The organism is Paenibacillus sp. FW101-FHT12H11 (assembly GCF_058790355.1).
Genome location: NZ_JBYTCO010000011.1, coordinates 142,394 through 158,881, shown reverse-complemented (window position 1 = coordinate 158,881; position 16,488 = coordinate 142,394). Strand labels below are relative to the sequence as shown.

General features: G+C 47.3%; 19 protein-coding genes and 1 pseudogene. 9 read left to right on the top strand and 11 right to left on the bottom strand.

Annotated elements, in window-relative coordinates:
* Nucleotides 1-25: 25 nt before the first annotated feature.
* Nucleotides 26-760 carry a DUF554 domain-containing protein gene (locus AC3WTJ_RS30670; RefSeq protein ID WP_492525056.1) on the top strand — a complete coding sequence of 245 codons (735 nt, stop codon included), beginning with the start codon at nt 26-28 and terminating at the stop codon, nt 758-760.
* Here AC3WTJ_RS30670 and AC3WTJ_RS30665 read toward each other — a convergent pair.
* Nucleotides 757-1,458 carry a response regulator gene (locus tag AC3WTJ_RS30665; RefSeq protein WP_127457744.1) on the bottom strand — a complete coding sequence of 234 codons (702 nt, stop codon included), beginning with the start codon at nt 1,456-1,458 and terminating at the stop codon, nt 757-759. The genes AC3WTJ_RS30670 and AC3WTJ_RS30665 overlap by 4 nt on opposite strands.
* A 319-nt stretch (nt 1,459-1,777) precedes the next feature.
* On the opposite strand from AC3WTJ_RS30665, the gene AC3WTJ_RS30660 reads away from it, so the two are divergent.
* Both AC3WTJ_RS30660 and AC3WTJ_RS30655 read left to right on the top strand, forming a co-directional pair.
* The gene (locus tag AC3WTJ_RS30660; RefSeq protein ID WP_492524926.1) at nt 1,778-2,698 is read left to right on the top strand and encodes a diguanylate cyclase domain-containing protein; all 921 of its coding nucleotides are present in this window, start codon (nt 1,778-1,780) and stop codon (nt 2,696-2,698) included.
* A 163-nt stretch (nt 2,699-2,861) separates the two neighbouring features.
* Nucleotides 2,862-4,496 carry an S-layer homology domain-containing protein gene (locus tag AC3WTJ_RS30655; RefSeq protein WP_492524925.1) on the top strand — a complete coding sequence of 545 codons (1,635 nt, stop codon included), beginning with the start codon at nt 2,862-2,864 and terminating at the stop codon, nt 4,494-4,496.
* A 59-nt stretch (nt 4,497-4,555) separates the two neighbouring features.
* Here AC3WTJ_RS30655 and AC3WTJ_RS30650 read toward each other — a convergent pair whose 3' ends face one another.
* The 5 genes from AC3WTJ_RS30650 to AC3WTJ_RS30630 all read right to left on the bottom strand — a co-directional run bounded on the left by AC3WTJ_RS30650 (nt 4,556) and on the right by AC3WTJ_RS30630 (nt 6,482).
* On the bottom strand, nt 4,556-5,017 hold the full coding sequence (locus tag AC3WTJ_RS30650) for a spore germination protein GerPE (protein WP_492524924.1): 462 nt from the start codon (nt 5,015-5,017) through the stop codon (nt 4,556-4,558).
* A 3-nt stretch (nt 5,018-5,020) separates the two neighbouring features.
* Entirely contained in the window at nt 5,021-5,203 is a 183-nt protein-coding gene (locus AC3WTJ_RS30645) for a spore gernimation protein GerPD (protein ID WP_492524923.1), read from the bottom strand.
* Nucleotides 5,204-5,205: 2 nt separating this feature from the next.
* Nucleotides 5,206-5,940 (bottom strand): spore germination protein GerPC, encoded by a 735-nt coding sequence (gerPC, locus tag AC3WTJ_RS30640; RefSeq protein ID WP_492524922.1) that lies wholly within the window; start codon nt 5,938-5,940, stop codon nt 5,206-5,208.
* 70 nt (nt 5,941-6,010) lie between these two features.
* Nucleotides 6,011-6,220, bottom strand: a complete 210-nt coding sequence (locus AC3WTJ_RS30635; RefSeq protein WP_492524921.1) for a spore germination protein GerPB — start codon at nt 6,218-6,220, stop codon at nt 6,011-6,013.
* 34 nt (nt 6,221-6,254) lie between these two features.
* On the bottom strand, nt 6,255-6,482 hold the full coding sequence (locus AC3WTJ_RS30630; protein WP_127457737.1) for a spore germination protein: 228 nt from the start codon (nt 6,480-6,482) through the stop codon (nt 6,255-6,257).
* Nucleotides 6,483-6,618: 136 nt separating this feature from the next.
* Here AC3WTJ_RS30630 and AC3WTJ_RS30625 point away from each other — a divergent pair, with 136 nt between their 5' ends.
* Nucleotides 6,619-7,077, top strand: a complete 459-nt coding sequence (locus AC3WTJ_RS30625) for an Hsp20/alpha crystallin family protein (RefSeq protein ID WP_157323497.1) — start codon at nt 6,619-6,621, stop codon at nt 7,075-7,077.
* Nucleotides 7,078-7,227: 150 nt separating this feature from the next.
* Here AC3WTJ_RS30625 and AC3WTJ_RS30620 read toward each other — a convergent pair whose 3' ends face one another.
* From AC3WTJ_RS30620 to AC3WTJ_RS30610, 3 genes are read right to left on the bottom strand one after another with little or no spacing between them, the layout of a single operon-like run.
* Nucleotides 7,228-7,443 (bottom strand): hypothetical protein, encoded by a 216-nt coding sequence (locus AC3WTJ_RS30620; RefSeq protein ID WP_492524920.1) that lies wholly within the window; start codon nt 7,441-7,443, stop codon nt 7,228-7,230.
* A gap of 28 nt (nt 7,444-7,471) precedes the next feature.
* Nucleotides 7,472-8,839 (bottom strand): sensor histidine kinase, encoded by a 1,368-nt coding sequence (locus AC3WTJ_RS30615; protein ID WP_492524919.1) that lies wholly within the window; start codon nt 8,837-8,839, stop codon nt 7,472-7,474.
* Complete coding sequence (locus tag AC3WTJ_RS30610; RefSeq protein WP_492524918.1) at nt 8,836-9,594, bottom strand: response regulator transcription factor; 759 nt, start codon at nt 9,592-9,594, stop codon at nt 8,836-8,838. Before AC3WTJ_RS30610 ends, AC3WTJ_RS30615 begins: the two co-directional genes overlap by 4 nt.
* A 201-nt stretch (nt 9,595-9,795) precedes the next feature.
* On the opposite strand from AC3WTJ_RS30610, the gene AC3WTJ_RS30605 reads away from it, so the two are divergent.
* Nucleotides 9,796-10,119 (top strand): hypothetical protein, encoded by a 324-nt coding sequence (locus AC3WTJ_RS30605; protein WP_407870330.1) that lies wholly within the window; start codon nt 9,796-9,798, stop codon nt 10,117-10,119.
* Between the two features lie 98 nt (nt 10,120-10,217).
* On the opposite strand, the gene AC3WTJ_RS30600 is transcribed toward AC3WTJ_RS30605, so the two are convergent.
* The gene (locus tag AC3WTJ_RS30600) at nt 10,218-11,183 is read right to left on the bottom strand and encodes an aldolase catalytic domain-containing protein (protein WP_492524917.1); all 966 of its coding nucleotides are present in this window, start codon (nt 11,181-11,183) and stop codon (nt 10,218-10,220) included.
* A gap of 169 nt (nt 11,184-11,352) precedes the next feature.
* On the opposite strand from AC3WTJ_RS30600, the gene AC3WTJ_RS30595 reads away from it, so the two are divergent.
* The 3 genes from AC3WTJ_RS30595 to AC3WTJ_RS30585 all read left to right on the top strand — a co-directional run bounded on the left by AC3WTJ_RS30595 (nt 11,353) and on the right by AC3WTJ_RS30585 (nt 14,250).
* Complete coding sequence (locus tag AC3WTJ_RS30595; RefSeq protein WP_492524916.1) at nt 11,353-12,201, top strand: inositol monophosphatase family protein; 849 nt, start codon at nt 11,353-11,355, stop codon at nt 12,199-12,201.
* Complete coding sequence (locus AC3WTJ_RS30590; protein ID WP_492524915.1) at nt 12,161-12,679, top strand: hypothetical protein; 519 nt, start codon at nt 12,161-12,163, stop codon at nt 12,677-12,679. The genes AC3WTJ_RS30595 and AC3WTJ_RS30590 overlap by 41 nt, the downstream gene beginning before the upstream one ends.
* Before the next feature lie 215 nt (nt 12,680-12,894).
* Nucleotides 12,895-14,250, top strand: a complete 1,356-nt coding sequence (locus tag AC3WTJ_RS30585; protein ID WP_181646597.1) for a dicarboxylate/amino acid:cation symporter — start codon at nt 12,895-12,897, stop codon at nt 14,248-14,250.
* A 70-nt stretch (nt 14,251-14,320) separates the two neighbouring features.
* Here AC3WTJ_RS30585 and AC3WTJ_RS30580 read toward each other — a convergent pair.
* Nucleotides 14,321-14,869 (bottom strand): annotated as a pseudogene (locus AC3WTJ_RS30580) (aminoacetone oxidase family FAD-binding enzyme); the annotation flags it as partial.
* Nucleotides 14,870-14,995: 126 nt separating this feature from the next.
* Here AC3WTJ_RS30580 and AC3WTJ_RS30575 point away from each other — a divergent pair.
* The gene (locus tag AC3WTJ_RS30575) at nt 14,996-16,483 is read left to right on the top strand and encodes a tyrosine-type recombinase/integrase (protein WP_492524914.1); all 1,488 of its coding nucleotides are present in this window, start codon (nt 14,996-14,998) and stop codon (nt 16,481-16,483) included.
* Nucleotides 16,484-16,488: the final 5 nt, after the last annotated feature.

The following is a 16,488-nucleotide window of genomic DNA, read 5'->3' as shown; positions in this document are numbered from 1 at the left end:
GTCAGGCAGAAAGGAAATGAACAAAATGGCATTATGGGGAACGATCGTGAATGCTGCCGCTATCATCATCGGGGGATTATTGGGGCTGCTTCTGCCACGCATTTCGGAAGGCATAAAAAGCACAGTTATGCAGGGCCTGGGGCTCGCAATTACGGTGTTGGGGATTACGATGGCTCTGAAATCGAGTCAAATCGTGCTTGTTATTTTGAGCGTCGTCATCGGAGGCATTCTGGGAGAGCTGCTCCGCATCGAATACCGGCTAGGCCAGCTTGGCGACTGGCTGCAAGCCCAAATGCGCAAAAGCTCCTCACAGCATCAAGGCAGCGTCTCGGAAGGCTTCGTGACTTGTACGCTGATTTACTGCATCGGAGCTATGGCGATTCTAGGTCCGCTGGACAGCGGCCTGCGGCATAATCATGATATTTTGTACACGAAAGCGCTGCTGGATGGATTCCTATCCATTATTTTCGCTTCTACTTTAGGCGTAGGCGTGATCTTCTCAGCCATGTCCGTTTTCATCATGCAGGGAACGATTGCACTGGCTGCAACTGTGATCGCCATGGCATTCAGCCAAGCGTCGCTGGACGCGATGATCATTCAAATTACAGCCGTTGGAGGTATTCTGGTGATCGGCGTAGGCATCAATATTCTTCAAATCAAGAAAATCAATGTCGCCAATATGCTTCCAGCATTAGTTATAGCGGCGGCCGCTGTGCCTTTGCAGCATCATATCTCCGCTTGGTGGGAGCGATTGTTCTAGACCGCAGAACCGTTAAATTTATAGCCGACACCGCGCACCGTAATAATGTACCGAGGTTCGGCCGGATTCATCTCAATTTTCTTGCGGAGATTGCTGATATGTACAATGAGTGTACGTGGGTCGCCCATACTGTCCAGGCTCCAGATAAGCTCAAACAAGTGCTCGATTTTGTAAACCCGATTAGGGGTTTTGGCCATAAGGGAAAGTAAATCAAATTCTTTGGCAGATAGCGAAATGGTCTGCCCATTCACGCGAACGATGTGGCTGACCAAATCAATCTCAAGACCCGGAAACTTCACCAGCTGCGGGTCATCCTGATGTTGTTCGCGGATCGAATTTCGGCGCAGAAGGGCCTTCACCCTTGCAACAAGCTGACTAGGGCTGAAAGGTTTCGTCATATAATCGTCGCCACCCATGCTCAATCCGAGAATGATATCGATATCCTCGCTTTTACAGGAGATGAACAGAATTGGCGTATTGCTGGTTTTGCGGAGCTGGCGGCAAACTTCTATGCCATCAAGTCCTGGCAGCAGTATGTCCAGAACAATAAGATCGGGCTTGTGTTCCTTGACGATTTCAAAAACATCTTGTCCATTGTTGGCACTGATGACTTTGTATCCTTCTCTCGCTAGATAGAGTTGGATTAGTTGGACAATTTCTTGTTCATCATCCACGACTAAAATTGTTTCTCCTGCCATACTAGAAATCCTCCTCAGTAACGGAACGGCTCATGATGGGAGCGGAGAACCCGCTCACAAATATTACCTTCATTATAGAACGATTCTCCTAAAAATTTCTATCCTTTTATTGACAGATCGCTAGATTTGGTACTGTTTACAGTATAAATTGGGTACTATGCCCTATTGCTGACCTAGAATTTTATCGAAACAGGAAGAAAATAGACGGAAAAGGACTTTATTTGACGCAAACTTTAGGTGAGCTTTATGAAATCTTTATGTTCCCATGCTAATCTACCCTTGTCTCTATGCATGAGTAGAGAAGGGGGCGACGAAAGTAATGAGTCATTCGGCTGATTTGAATCCCGTCACGCATCCATGGTTGCAGAAGGATAACTTCGTACGCCAATTCATTGAGCAGGCTTGGGATTTGTTTTGTATTTTCGATGTACATGGAAATTTAACCTATGCGTCCAAGAGTTTTAACCCCGTGATTGGCCTTATTCCTGAGGATTTTCAGCAAATTGTAGACTTTATCGATTCCGAATACCGGATGGATATACATAAAATGTTTATCAAAACCTTGCAGACGAGCAGCAGCAGTAAGCTGGAGCTTCGTATGAAAGGGACCAGCGAGAGCTTCAACTGGTTTGAATGTACCGCGATGCCGATCTGTAATGGAGAAGGAAATCTCTCAGAGATTTGTTTCGTACTTAATGATATTACGCTGCGTAAGAATCACGAGAGCCGGCTAATCGCGATGGCTTTCCATGATCCATTGACCGGTTTGCCGAATCGGCGGCTGTTCAAGGAGCAGTTGCAGCAGATGTTTTTGCAGGCTAAACGAACGAACAGGCCTTTTGCGCTGTTATATGTGGATATCGATGATTTTAAAATGATTAATGACACGATGGGGCACGATGTGGGGGATGCTTTCCTGCAGGATTTTGCCCACCGCATTCAAGACTGTCTCCGCGAGGTCGATTTGTTTGCCCGGATGGGCGGCGATGAGTTCACCATTCTTCTGCCATCCGTAGATTGCGAAGAGCATGTGAATAGTGTGGCTAGGCGAATCCTGCACTGTGTGGATCAGCCGTGGGAGGTTCAAGGCCATCTGTTCAGGGCCACGGTCAGCATGGGAATTACGATGTATAACCAGGACCAGACAGAAGCATCACATATGATGAAAGAAGTGGATCTAGCGCTCTATCAAGTGAAAGGCAAGGGGCGAAATCACTTCCAATTTTATCAAGAACAATAGATTCATATCCTGTTAATAACTAACCGCTGTAAGGGGACCTAAAGCCCGCTGTATAGCGGTTTTTTTGCGTTCACCAATATTTACAACTAGCGATTTAATACGCATTCTAAGATGATAGAGGAATGGTAGTCTCGGAGAATGCTAGAGAAGGGAATGAGTGTAAATGCCGACGAACAAGCGATGGCGTAAAATCTTTGTTGCCTTAGCGGCAGCGGGGATACTGACGATAGCAACAAACTCGGAACCTCACGATGCTCTGGCTCAAGCTGGTTCGGCGCAGGGGAAATTCAATATGTCCTACATGTATTTTGGGAGCCCGAGTTCGTATACAGCTCAAGTGGATAAAAGCGGAGAAACCCTCGATGTCGTGGCACCGAGTTATTTTCATATCGATGCAAACGGTAATTTGGAACTATCCGATTCTTTGCTAGCTTCTTTCATTGCAGACATGCATCAAAGGGGAAAACGGGTTGTACCGTTTCTTAGCAATGATTTTGATCGGTTACTTGGAGAAAAGGCGATTGATAATCGCGAAGCGCTGGCGGATCAAATTGTGAAGGCAATTCAAGATAACAACCTCGATGGCATTCAGTTCGATATCGAAAATGTAGATGCCGCTTACCGGGATAAATACACGGATTTAGTGAAAATCATTCGTAATAAACTAGGCAGCGACAAGGAAGTTTCCGTCGCGGTGGCTGCCAATCCAACCGGCACAACGCAGGGGTGGACAGGTCTGTATGACTATAAGGCCTTAGCCGCAGTTACTGATTATTTGATGGTCATGGCTTATGACGAAAGCTATCCCGGCGATACGACGCCAGGACCTGTGGCTAGTTTGCCCTTTGTAGAGAAATCGATTCAATATGCGATTTCACAGGCGCCTGCGGATAAGGTTGTCTTGGGGATCCCGTTCTATGGAAGGTACTGGAACCAAAATGCAGCGGATAACGGAGCCGGTGTGTCCACTCAAACCCTTAGCAAGCTAATCCAAAAATATGGGGGAACCGTTCGTTATGATACGGCTAGCCAGTCTCCAGTTGCCTCCTTTACAATTCTCCCAACGGATGAATCGTTTAGTATCAACGGCAATAGTCTGGTGCCTGGCGATTATACGGTTTGGTTTGAGAACGAACAATCGCTGAAGGAAAAGTTGAAGCTGGTCAGCAAGTACAACTTGAAAGGTACCGGAAGCTGGAGCTTGAACCAGGAAACAGCCGATACCTGGGATTATTATGGTTTGTGGGCGGATGGCTTCTATTTCACGGACGTGCAGCAGCACTGGGCGAAAGAAGATATCCTCGCCGCAGCGAACAACGGCTGGATGCTAGGCACTGCCGCAGACCGGTTCGCGCCGGACGCGGCGCTCACCAGAGCCGAAGCCGCGACGATCATCGTGCGCGCGCTTGGCTTGCAAGGCGAGGCTGCCGGCAGCGCCTCGTTCACGGATGTGCCTGCGAGCCACTGGGCCTCGCAGGATATCCGGATCGCGAAGAGCAGCGGGCTGATCCAAGGGATCAGCGACGAGCGCTTCGCGCCGGATCAGATCATAACGCGGGAGGAGATGAGCATGCTGCTCTCCCGCGCCTTGCACTTGACTTCGCAGAGCGGCTCAGCCGCTGCGAAGAGCTTCTCTGACGTGCCGGCAGGCAGCTGGTCGGCGGAGGCCATTGCTGCTATGAGCAAGAGTGGCCTTGTCGACGGCTACGCGAACGGTACGTTCCGCCCCGGCGCGTCCTTGACGCGCGCGGAGATGGCTGCGCTGCTAAACCGCGCGCAGCCCCTGCTCACGAAGTGAGCACGCCAAAGAACCGCTTCCACCGATGAGGGTGGGGGCGGTTCTTTGTTTAATGGACCCTACAAGCCAGGCGGCGGCTTGATCGCAGGCAGAACGTCGCCGATAACGTCCTCGGTGCCAAGTTTGATAAAGGTTTGCTGTCCATGAGGACCGGGCTTGTTGGTCACGAATTGACGGATGTTTTTGATGCGGGATTCGCTTCCAATTACGCGGTTGCTGCCGATCTGGAGCACGGAGGTCGAACTAACGTTAAGCACTTTGATGCCCCTCACTCGGATATAGGAGCCCAAGTTATCCACACACATTGTAAATGGTTCCGGCGGCTGTGGTGTGGGAATAGGACGTTGATAGAAGGGGTAGGCTTTGAAGCTCCCTTCATTCCCGTAATAAATCGGTACTTCGCGCTGCACAGCGAAGACATTGGTATCTAACGCGGTGGTCACGTTATCTCCGACCTGTAGGACACTGCTGGCGCCGATTTCAATCACATAGACGTAACCGACAATAGAGAGGCGCGCCATCCCTTAGGCCTCAGGCGGGAGCGGGACGAATGGCGAGATGATGACGGCTTCCGGAGGTGTGTCGAACATCGAGGACAGGGAGATGACTTCCGTATCGCCGATGAGAAAGACGGAGGAGCTGGCAACCCCGACGATGCGTACGTCCCCTACGAAAATTTGCTTGTTTTCCACATTTAAATTGAACATAGTTATCCCTCATTTCTTGGCAGACTGGATATGTAGCTTTCAACTGCGCTGATAATGTCTTGTTTCGTTTTATCGATAATACTGGTTGTTACAGCTTCCATCGGTTCTTTAAATCCTACACCGCGGTATTGGTTGATATAATGCTGGATGCGAGCGTCCAGTTGCTTGCGAATATCATCGATGATCAGGTCTTTGTAATCTTCATCCAAATGGTATTGGTATTTATTTTCCAGATTCAACATATCGGAATGGAGCCCATATTGCAGATAATGCGCGATCCCTTTCGAAACATCCTGCTGCATGACAGCTCCTGAATGGGCTTGCCCTTCCGTGCCCTGCTGCTTTCTCGTATTCCCGGTATTCATAGGTCCAATTCCGAATTCTTGCCCTGTTCCCATCCCCATCTCTTGTACCTGGGCGAACGGATTCTGATCCTGATTTTGATTTTGTCCGGCATCTTTGCCTACTGAGGCGCCATTGACTGTGAAGTCGTCGACATGATCCAGCGAGCTCGGGCTGATGCCTATGGTCAAGGTTCCGTCCAGTTTTTCAACTTTCAGTTGGTCGAAATTATATTCGATTTTATCGATATGGAACCGTTTCTCAACTTTTAGCGCATCGAGATCGGACTGTAGTTTCTTAACGGTTTCTTCCAATTTATCGATACGCTGCTTCTGCATTTCAATATAGGCGGAAAGCTGCTGGGCCCATTGCTGCCACGTGATTGAATTATGCATATATGGCACCTCCTTCCGGTTCATTAGAAAACCTTTCATGACAAGCATGAGGGTCATTTACTAGCGGCGATCAGGTAGGTGGCGGCAGTCGAACGAGGGCAACGGGATTCACTTCACTCGAACCAAGCTCTGGCGTAGGTTCAACAAAACCGCCTGTATTATAGAGGTTGGATAAGGAACGGATGGAACCTGCGGTGCCGATTTGAAGAACGGAGGAGTTGGCAACGGAGTTCACTTTTAGCTGCTGAATCATGATGGTTTGGTGAATGATCATGTTCATGAGGAACACCTCGCTGTGTTTGACATCGTGTTTGTTAGACGATCACTCCGCTAGTGGCGTTCGCTTCGATAAGATCCGAATCATTAGTGACGGTAGTGCTGTATGCATTATAGACACGAGGGAAATCACCCGTATTAAAGGAGCCTGCTCCTGCGAATGTTTTGGAAGAGCTGGTAGGTGCGATGATGAAGGTATCGCCGAAGTGGACAACTGAGCTGGAACCAACGCTGATGATTTTCACGTTCCCTACAATAGATGGCATATTTCGGCCTCCCTGACTTCAGGCTTCTCACACCTTTAGTATATGAGGGTATTCGCCCAGAGGTGATCTGTTTTTCAGATTGGTGTCACATCAGGGCGTAGGCACATATACTGCAAGAGAAAACGAGGTGATAGGCTTGAGCGGGTTTAATCGCCATCCTTGGCTGAAATGGGATCATGTAGAGAAGTTTCTCGGGCAAAAGCTGCCTTTCGCTGAAAAAGGGCAGACCTTTCTAGATAATATGACGTGGGTTGAGGGATATGTACAGGACATGCTGAAAAAAGCTATGCCGGGCATGGACGCAAGCATTTCTACGCAAGGAGCATCCGGAGCCGAAATCTTTGAAACGCATGAACATGTCATTATCAAAGTAAAAATCGCCAAAGGCGAAGATCCAAGGGCACTTCGCGTATTTGTAAAATCGAATCAGATGAAGCTCACCGGATTCACTAGCGGGAAGGGCCGAATTATTAAATTTCCGACGCTTGTGCTTCCTAGATCGGCGAGAGTCAGTTACAAGCAGCGTTTACTCCAGATTAAGGTGCGTAAAAGAGGATTAAAGGAGAATTATACGGAAGCCTACATTCGTTATTAGCGGCGGCGAAGACACATAAAAACCGTTCCTATCGTGGTGGGTGGGAGGCCTAAGGGACCCGCCATTTTACGAAGGAACGGTTTTGGTATATGCGTATGCGATGGGGAACTGCAGCCGAGTGTGTACATCCTTACAATATGCGGCGGGCGGTCATGTAGCGGGAGGACCAAGTCCCAAAGACATATTGTGTGAAGGACGAGCAGTCGAACGTGTTCGTTTGACCTGATCTTGAACCGAATAGGTAAGGTGTGCCCAAGTAGTTTTCCCGATGCTGATGACGCTGTTCGCACGGGAGGTCGCTGTGACCGATGCCTCGATGGTTGCATTCGTGGTGGCGGCGTCGGCTTGATGAGGTGAGGATATCATTCCTGCAGAAAATCCTATGAAAATGTTCTTATTGACAGGTTGTCGGTAGTTTGACAATCACTGTAGTCCCTTCTCCCAAACGGCTTTGAATCTCAATAGTGCCCTTATGCTTCTGTACGATATGCAGGGCTATGGCCAGTCCCAGACCCACGCCGCCCTGTTTGCGATTCCTAGCTTTATCACTGCGATAGAACCTGTCGAAGAGATGGGGGATATCGCCTTCAGCGATACCGATGCCCTGATCGATGACTCTCAGGATGACCCAATTATCCTCTGTGAGTTCGATGTGCATGATGATCTTCTGCTGGCTGTATTTCAGCGCATTATCTAGCAAGATAATAAGCAGCTGTTTTATTTTATAGGAGTCACCGCTCATGAGAAGTTCTTGCTGTTCCGAAGCCAACTCTACATCAATTTCTCTCCCGGATGTCATGTGAAGGGAAGCCGCGGTTTGACGGGCGAGAGGAAGCAGGTCGAAGTCGACGTCCTGCTCACAGTTCTCCCGGACGACATCCGTGAGAGAGAGCAGGTTCTGCGTTAGCTGCTTTAACTGAGCGGATTCGGAAATAATCGCTTCAAGCGCTTCCTCCCGCAGCTTTTCATCATGGAAAGCCCATCTTCTTAGCAAGCTCGCATAGCTCTCTATGATGGTCAAGGGTGTGCGCAGCTCGTGGGAAGCATCGGCAAGGAATTGTTCCTGCTTTTGAAACATATCCTGCAGCCTGTCGATCATTCGGTTGAAAGTCGCGCCAAGTATCACCAATTCATCGTTCGTATCTTTCGCTGGCAGGTTGATGTGCCGAAAGGAGCCGCTCTGCTCGATGTTCTGCATCGTGCAGACGAAGTCCTGAAGCGGGCGGAAGAGGACGTTTGTATAGAAATATCCCCCGATCAGAGCGAGAATCAGCGTTCCTGTTGAGGTCAAGAGGAGTACAGAGATGAGCATGTCCGCATATTGGCCCAATCTCCGCAGGCTGCGGCCAATTTCAAGCGTTGCCAGCTGATGGCCCTCTTTAAAAACGGGCATTTTCACAAAGACATAGATGCCGTCCGAAGCCGTTTCTACCGTAATGGTATCTTTATTCACATAGGTGACGGGGTAGCGAATTAGCGTCTCATCGGAATAAATCTGATAAATGACCTTGGAATCCGGTCCAATATAGCGCAGCATTTCCTGAGGGATGAGGAGTTCTTCCATCGAGGAATTGTCCTGCCAATACTCAGGATGATTGGGCAAATCTTTTAACAGCAGCGTCCTCGCCTTCTCTTTGAGCAAATCAGCTTCGCCATTGGTGGTAACCCGAATGAACATATAGTAGGCAAAAGTAAAGCTGATAAAAAGGATTAGCATGAGACCGACGGCAACGCCCAGTGTAATTTTCAGCTTTAAACTCATAAAGGTTTTTCTTTGGGGGCAGTTCCACCCGATGCTTCCTCTGCTTCTTTGGATGCTTGCGCCGAATCGACCTTAATTAGATAACCGACTCCGCGGATCGTTTGGATAAGCTTGGAGGAAAAGGGCTTGTCCACTTTCTGCCGAAGATATCGAATATAAACATCAACGACGTTCGTATCCCCTACAAAATCATAGCCCCAAACCTCGGAAATAATCTGTTCCCTCGTCATGACTTCATCTCGATGTTGAATCAGGAAGCGCAGCAGTTCAAACTCAGTTGGCGTAAGTTCAATAGTGGTTCCCTCTCGAACTACGGATCTGCTTTTCATATCCATGGTCAAATCATCGATTTTCAGCAAATGAGGCTGCTCTGCCGGCTGGTCCTGCAGATTCCGCTGTCTGAGCAAGCTGCGTATGCGCGCCAACAGTTCAATTGTGGCAAAAGGCTTCGTCACATAATCGTTAGCGCCTTGATCCAACCCGCTGACCCTGTCAGACACAGCATCCCTTGCCGTCAGCAAAATAATAGGCAGTGTAGCGTTAACTTGGCGAACACGGCGCAGCACTTCCAGCCCGCTTAATTCCGGCAGCATGACGTCCAGTAAAATAAGATCCCACTCGGTTTCAGACAGAGCGGCATCCAGTCCTGCGCGCCCGTCTGGCTTCGTATGTACTTCATAGCCCTCATGCTCAAGCTCCAGCTTCAACACGCGGGCGATGCGTTCTTCATCCTCAATCAGCAATATGCGGCTCATTCGGAAAAATATTCACTCCCAGCTCCCGCCAGAACAGCGGCGTCAATTCATCGTCTTAGTTTCTCAGGTAAGGCGCTTTTACATACATGAACGCTAGTGCCGAAGCTGCCCAGTCTTTCATAGAGTGATCATTAGCCTAGTCCGCGTTTAACCTTCGTGACATAAACTAGCACAGAGAATGCTGATAAAGGAGCCGAACAGATGAGCATATCACCCGAAAAGAAAGTCCGCGCCAAGACGGTACAGAAAGTAGTCATTTTACTGCAGGACCAAGATGCGACAGGAAGAGTGTATGTACGAATTGAGGGTGGGTTAAAATCGCGTGAAGCGATGGTTGAAGCGATCAAACGTTTGGACGGCGGCCTGATTTATGCCGATGAGGATTGCACGCAGCTTATAGACAGTGAATATATCGAGGTGTTCCGGAAAAGGGGAAGCGCTCGCCGGGAGGAAGAGGACTTCACATTCCTTATTGACCGGGAATATGCCGAGGATTACGTGGTTTCAGCCAAAATCATCAAATAAGTCCCCGTTTTTTTTCGTGCCCATAAGAAAAACCCCTTTTCGCTCATTCAAAGGCAATGCCTTACGAACAAGCTGACAAGGGGTTCTTTGATCGGAATTTAGCCTTTGTGTGAAGCAGGCACAGTCTCTACGGAAGTCAAACGATCGTAGAAATCTACGAAGTTATTTCTTTCTGCTGAGCTGAGCAGTGCCATGGCTGTGCGTGGGTGCTCATCGAGCGCACCTACGATCATGTAAGGAATGAGGTAGCCCCAATCCCATTTCTCGCGCATCGTGATCATGTGTTTTTCAATGATTTCGAGTACAGGACGAATATCGTAGCGCGCGCCTTTCAAATGGCTGAGCAGCAATTCCGTCGTACAGTTTCCTGCAGCCCGACCCATACCGTATACGGAGGAATCCAGGAAGGTTACGCCACTGGCTGCGCCGGTAATCGTGTTGGCGAAAGCAAGCTGCATGTTGTTATGCATATGCAAGCCAAGCTCTTTCTCAGGAAGCAAGCGCTGGAATTTCGTTACCAGGTAATCAATATCTTTAGGAGCCATGCTGCCGTAGGAGTCTACGATATAGACAACGTCAACGGGGCTTTTGTTAATTTCTTCGAATGCTTCGATCAACTCATTCTCCATCACATGGGAAAGCGCCATGATGTTCAGGGACGTTTCGTAGCCCATATCGTGGAACTTTTGAACAAGCTCCAGACCTTTGTCCACATCTTTGTTATAACAAGCGACGCGGATCAGATCAAGCAAGCTGTCTTCACGGGGTAAAATGTCTTTCTCATCGACACGGCCGATATCTACGAGCGCAGATAGCTTGGTATCTGTCTTTTTGGTAATGACATCACGCAGAAAAGCCTCGTTCAAAAATCTCCATGGTCCGGATGCTCCGCCTTTCAGCAGTTTCTCCGAGTTTTTGTAGCCGATCTCCATATACTCTACGCCGGCTGCACTTAAACCGCGATACATGTCTTGGACAAACTCCACGCTAAAATCCCAGTCGTTCACCAAACCGCCGTCCCGAATCGTGCAATCCAAAATCTTGTGTTGATGATGCTTTACCATGCTCGTAATGCCCCTTTCGACTGCTCATATCGCTTAATATTTTGCTATATTATCACTTATGAAGAGGTTGCTTGTCAATGTAAGTGGCTTCATATAAGTCAACTTTCTTAGGGAACATATGGTAAAATGACTACATCTAATGAATGTTTCCACGAAGGGGATAGGGAATATGGATCGTAAGGAACGGTTATTGGCCAGAGAAGTTGCTGTGAAAGCAGCGTCCAAGGCGGGAGAATTGGCAAGAGAGCACTTCGGCAGTAAGTTGAATATTCAGCATAAGGATGAGCGTGGCGACTTGGTGACCGAGGTCGATGTGAAAGCGGATCGTCTCATTGTCGATGATATCTTGGCGGTGTTCCCAACACATCGTATCTATAGTGAAGAAGCCGGTGAAGGCGGTGCGGCAAGCGAATGGGTTTGGCACGTTGATCCGCTGGATGGAACGAATAATTTCGCTCTCGGCATACCGCTTTACGGAGTCTCCATCTCCTTAAGCTATCAGGGGCGGATTGTACTCGGCGTGATCCACGATTCTGCACTTGGGCTTAATTATGCCGCCCTGCAGGGGGATGGTGCTTGGCAGGATGGCAGAAAGCTTGCGGCAGAGCCCAGCGGAGCGCTTGTCAAATCCACCATCTCATGGATTCAGGGCCATGCCGTTGGCAAAAATGATCAAGGAGCGCTAGGGCTCCGGCATCATCTGGAGCATTCGGTGAAAAGGGTGCTGCGCATGTGGGCGCCGTCCTTGACATGGGCGATGCTGGCCAGAGGCGATCTGCATGGGATTGTCCTGTACAACTCCGAAGGGGAGGATTTGTACGCGGGGCTGCTGCTGGCGCAGGAGGCGGGCGTGAAGGTGACGGACTTTGACGGGAATTCGCTTGCGCTGCTTGGCGGAAATGGATCTGAATCTGGATTTGGTTCTGGTTCTGGGGACGGGAAGCCGGCTTATATCGTCGCTGCAGTGCCAGCATATCATGCAGAGCTGCTCAAAATCGTGCAGGAAGCCACGAAGTAGAATAGGCAGGGAACAAGTTGCAGAAGCTAATGGCAGACTTTTCATTTGGAGGAAGAAAGGATGCTATGCGATGAAGAACTTTGTTCCTATCTTTTTTGGTTTTGATAAGGAGCGGGATGCGCTGCTTGCGCTGGATACATTGGAGGAGCTCGGCTATAAGCCGGAGCTGCTGGAAGGGGAGAGGACGACGCTGCACATTCATCTCGACGACCAGGAAATGACCTCAGCGCTTGAGATCGCGCAGGCACACGGTGGGCGTCTGGTGGAACGGCAGCCCACGCAGTCCGAGCCGGCTACCTACGCTATGGCGTATGATCTGGAGGGCTCCATCCGCATCCCGGCTCACACCGTGAATGAGGACTGGCCGGACAACTACGCTTCAGCGCGTGATGCCGATGCCGTGCCGAGCGAGGAAGAAGCGGCTTTTGATCCATCTTCTGACGACTATAATCACTTCAGCGCCGGCATACGGATTTAAGCAGACGGATTAGCTCCATTTAAGGCATGGTTTGTAAAATTCGTTCGTAATTACACAAATATTGTGAGAAAAAACCGCATTTTATCTCGGATTAACGAGCATAAAATTCGGTTTTTTTGCATTATTTTAAATTAACCATTGACATGTAACTTCTAATGTCATATTCTAATTCCATTAAACCAAGTAAGATCGTAGGAATTAAGGAGATGATTCTAGTGAAAAATAACCTGGTCACCGCATTCACATCGAACTGGGTCAGCTTAGTCGTATCAATATTAATTATTGGTTTGCTCGTTTTCTTGGGGAGAAAAAGAGTAAGCTTCGGTAACCGCGTTTTCATCGGCTTGGGTCTTGGTCTCGTTGCCGGGATAGCGTTTAACCAATTGCATTTGGAGTACAAAAGCGTAAGCACGATCGGAACGATTTATGTTAACTTGATTAAAATGCTCGTAATGCCTCTGGTCCTTATCTTAGTTATTAACAGTATTTCCTCTTTATCCAGTCTAGGTCAGCTTCGTAAACTCGGTCTGAAAACAATCGGCTGGTTTTTGCTGACAACAGGGATTGCATCTGTGATTGGTTTGGTCATTGCTCTGGCGTTCGATCCGGGTAACGGGATTGCGCAGGCTGTACCAAAAGATTTTAAAGCCAAAGAAATTCCGACGTTCTCCCAAGTTATTCTGGATCTGGTACCGTCCAACCCGATTAACGATATGGCGACAGGAAAAGTTGTACCCGTTCTGATCTTCGCGATCTTCGTGGCTGTAGCTATTGTACACGTTGGTTCCAAGAAGCCTGAGAGCGTAGCAGCTGTTAAAGCGTTTATTACATCAGCAACTGCTGTGATTCACCAAGTTGTTAAGTATGTTATTCGTCTGACACCTTATGGTGTATATGCATTGATCGCAGGTATGGCGGCGAAATACGGTCTTGAAACCCTTGCTCCGCTTGCTAAAATTATCTTAACTTCTTATGTAGCACTTATTATTCACTTCGTCTTGATTTTCGGTGGTTTAGTCCTTCTGATCGCGAAAGTTAACCCTATTAAGTTTTTCAAAAAAGCGTATCCGACGATCGCTGTTGCATTCACAACACGAAGCAGTTACGCAACGCTGCCGGTGAACTTGGAAGTTATCACGAAGCGTCTACGCATTTCACCGCGTATTGCCAGCTTCGTAGCCCCTCTTGGCGCGACAATGAACTTCAATGGTTGCGGCGGTGTGTGGCCGGCGGTTGTAGCGATTTTCGTAGCGAAAGTTTACAATCTTCCACTTAGTGGATCCGACTACTTTATCCTTATCTTAGTAAGTGTAATTTCCTCCATTGGTGTTGCCGGTGTTCCGGGACCTGCTGCGATTTCGACGACCGTTGTATTGACAGCTCTTGGTTTGCCTCTGGAAGGTATGGGTCTTGTACTTGGCGTCGAGGCGCTGATCGACATGGGTCGTACAGCCGTTAACGCAACAGGTACAACCGTTACAGCTTTGCTTGTAGCTGAGTCCGAAGGCGAATTCGATCGCGCGGCATTTGACCGTGACGAGGAAGATGACCTTGAAGCAGTAACAGCTTAATCTCTTGTAAAATGAAGAAGGACCTGCATCCGTTGGATGCAGGTCCTTTTTAGTTGGAGTAGAGAGCAATCTACTGCTGCGCCGCGCTTTGACCGGCCATATAGCCGGTAGAGAAAGCAGCGGTGATATTATAACCACCTGTATAGCCGTGAATATCCAGGACCTCTCCGCAGAAGTAAAGGCCACTCACCAACTTCGACTCCATTGTGCTGGGATCGACTTCTTTGAGATGCACGCCGCCTCCCGTAACGAAGGCTTCTTCAATCGAAAGCGTGCCGTGAATATGTACGGGAAAAGCCTTCATAAGCTTGCACATGTCGAGCCATTTCTGCTTCGGGATGTTATCGTGCGTAAGCTGCTCGTCGAGACCGGATCGCTCCAGCACCATAGGAATCAGACGCTCGGACAGGAGAGGCTTCAGCACGTTCTTAATTGCTTTCTTGGCCTCAGCCTTCGTGAGCGCCATGCTTTCTTTGTACAGCTCATCCATGCTCAGGTCAGGGAAAAGATCCACGGTGAGAAGAACTTCCTTCCGCTCGGCTTTCGCCAGCTCTTTGACGACGAACTGGCTGCAGCGCAGGGCGATGGGGCCGGACAGCCCGAGGTGCGTGAACAGTAATCACCCCCAAATCTATTGAAATCAGTTTACTCTATGAATATACTGGTAAAAGATTAATAATTAATACAGTTAAATTTAGTAGGGGAATTGAAAGTATAGATTCTATTATGGGAAAGGTGGGAGACCTTGGGGTATCAACAACTTCTTAAAATAGTAAATATAATGGACAATAAAATAAGGTTAGAAAGTTTTGCTAGGATATATACAGAAAAAAAGTTGGAAGGATCACATTATGCTAGTTTTCTTTCAGATAAGAATATTGTCTCCATCTCAAGACCTGATCATACTACGGTTCACGATGCTACTTCATTTCTTATATCAAGGAAAAGCAGTGGTAAGGCAATTAATACAGTAAGAAGTGAAGCGAACGACTTAAAAAAATTCTTAGATTTCATGTTGATTTGGGAGATTCAATTATTAGAGTCGGATTTATTAGTTGTTTTAGAAGGATTTACAGACTATTTGCAGCTAATTCGGACTGATGTTGGCATTGAGGATGCATTAGAATGGGTAATGCTAAGAGCTATTCCCTTAAATACCTGGGGCAGATCGGAGGGAAAAGTCACTGGTATTGAAAGAGATGAATTTGGTAAGTTACAACGTTCTGAGATTAGTAGTTACTCAAGTACGACTATAAATAAGATTGTTCGAACTACAGTGCAATATATTCAATTCCTGAAAAGAAAATCGTTGTACTACGCTTCGCTTCAAATTAACGAATTGCCACATAAGAGTAAAAAATTAAGAGGTTTTATATCAAGTATAGCTGGTGATAAACAAGTTTCAACAATTGATATCTCAACAATAACTAGAGATGTAGGAGTTAAAACCAAATACTATGGATTAAAAAGCTTAAAAGTAGATTCAATTTTTACATTGGAACAAACAGAACAATTTATAGAAGCTGCAAGTAGTTATCAGGATAAACTTCTTTTTAATATTTTACGCTTCTTAGGCCCTAGATCAAGCGAAGCAGCAGGTATCTGGATAGATCCTACTTCCATTCCAAACAATTTACTAAAGCTGGATTACCATAAGGCTAAACGGCTAATTAAACAAGGTATAAAAGGTGATATTGACTTTTACGAAAAAGATAATAAAGGATTCTGGGTTTGCAAGATAAGGGATAGGGATAATCCTGATTTTAGAGCAGGGCATAAAAGGGATGGGGAGTATAGAGAAATACCATGGCTATTTTCTCAAGAGGTTTTCTTAAATTTACTTTACGAAGCATTAAGGGAGCGTCAAATCTTGATGCGAAACATTGAAGTGGATCATGGATTTTTATTTGTAACCAGAAATAGAAAAAATAAGGGACAACCCATAACTGGAAAAGCTGTAGCAAAGAAATATGAAAATATAATTAGACAACTTCTACGAGAAAGAAGTGTAGATCTCTCTGAGTATAGTCCTCACACATTTAGGCATTTTTATGCTACCTACCTATTGAAAAAACTGAATATTCAAATAGATGATGTTAGTAGATGGTTAGGACATAGAAGTACGGAAACCACTCGTATAACTTATTCTCATTGGATGCCTAATACGATTAATTCAGTAAATGATTTAATAGCGCAAGATATATTAGAGACTTTCAAAACAACAAAACAATAAGGGAA

Coding starts and splice junctions, on each gene's coding strand:
- AC3WTJ_RS30670 (WP_492525056.1), top strand. CDS start 26: ATGGCATTATGGGGAACGATCGTGAATGCTGCCGCTATCATCATCGGG.
- AC3WTJ_RS30665 (WP_127457744.1), bottom strand. CDS start 1,458: ATGGCAGGAGAAACAATTTTAGTCGTGGATGATGAACAAGAAATTGTC.
- AC3WTJ_RS30660 (WP_492524926.1), top strand. CDS start 1,778: ATGAGTCATTCGGCTGATTTGAATCCCGTCACGCATCCATGGTTGCAG.
- AC3WTJ_RS30655 (WP_492524925.1), top strand. CDS start 2,862: ATGCCGACGAACAAGCGATGGCGTAAAATCTTTGTTGCCTTAGCGGCA.
- AC3WTJ_RS30650 (WP_492524924.1), bottom strand. CDS start 5,017: ATGGCGCGCCTCTCTATTGTCGGTTACGTCTATGTGATTGAAATCGGC.
- AC3WTJ_RS30645 (WP_492524923.1), bottom strand. CDS start 5,203: ATGTTCAATTTAAATGTGGAAAACAAGCAAATTTTCGTAGGGGACGTA.
- gerPC (WP_492524922.1), bottom strand. CDS start 5,940: ATGCATAATTCAATCACGTGGCAGCAATGGGCCCAGCAGCTTTCCGCC.
- AC3WTJ_RS30635 (WP_492524921.1), bottom strand. CDS start 6,220: ATGAACATGATCATTCACCAAACCATCATGATTCAGCAGCTAAAAGTG.
- AC3WTJ_RS30630 (WP_127457737.1), bottom strand. CDS start 6,482: ATGCCATCTATTGTAGGGAACGTGAAAATCATCAGCGTTGGTTCCAGC.
- AC3WTJ_RS30620 (WP_492524920.1), bottom strand. CDS start 7,443: ATGATATCCTCACCTCATCAAGCCGACGCCGCCACCACGAATGCAACC.
- AC3WTJ_RS30615 (WP_492524919.1), bottom strand. CDS start 8,839: ATGAGTTTAAAGCTGAAAATTACACTGGGCGTTGCCGTCGGTCTCATG.
- AC3WTJ_RS30610 (WP_492524918.1), bottom strand. CDS start 9,594: ATGAGCCGCATATTGCTGATTGAGGATGAAGAACGCATCGCCCGCGTG.
- AC3WTJ_RS30605 (WP_407870330.1), top strand. CDS start 9,796: ATGAGCATATCACCCGAAAAGAAAGTCCGCGCCAAGACGGTACAGAAA.
- AC3WTJ_RS30600 (WP_492524917.1), bottom strand. CDS start 11,183: ATGGTAAAGCATCATCAACACAAGATTTTGGATTGCACGATTCGGGAC.
- AC3WTJ_RS30595 (WP_492524916.1), top strand. CDS start 11,353: ATGGATCGTAAGGAACGGTTATTGGCCAGAGAAGTTGCTGTGAAAGCA.
- AC3WTJ_RS30590 (WP_492524915.1), top strand. CDS start 12,161: ATGCAGAGCTGCTCAAAATCGTGCAGGAAGCCACGAAGTAGAATAGGC.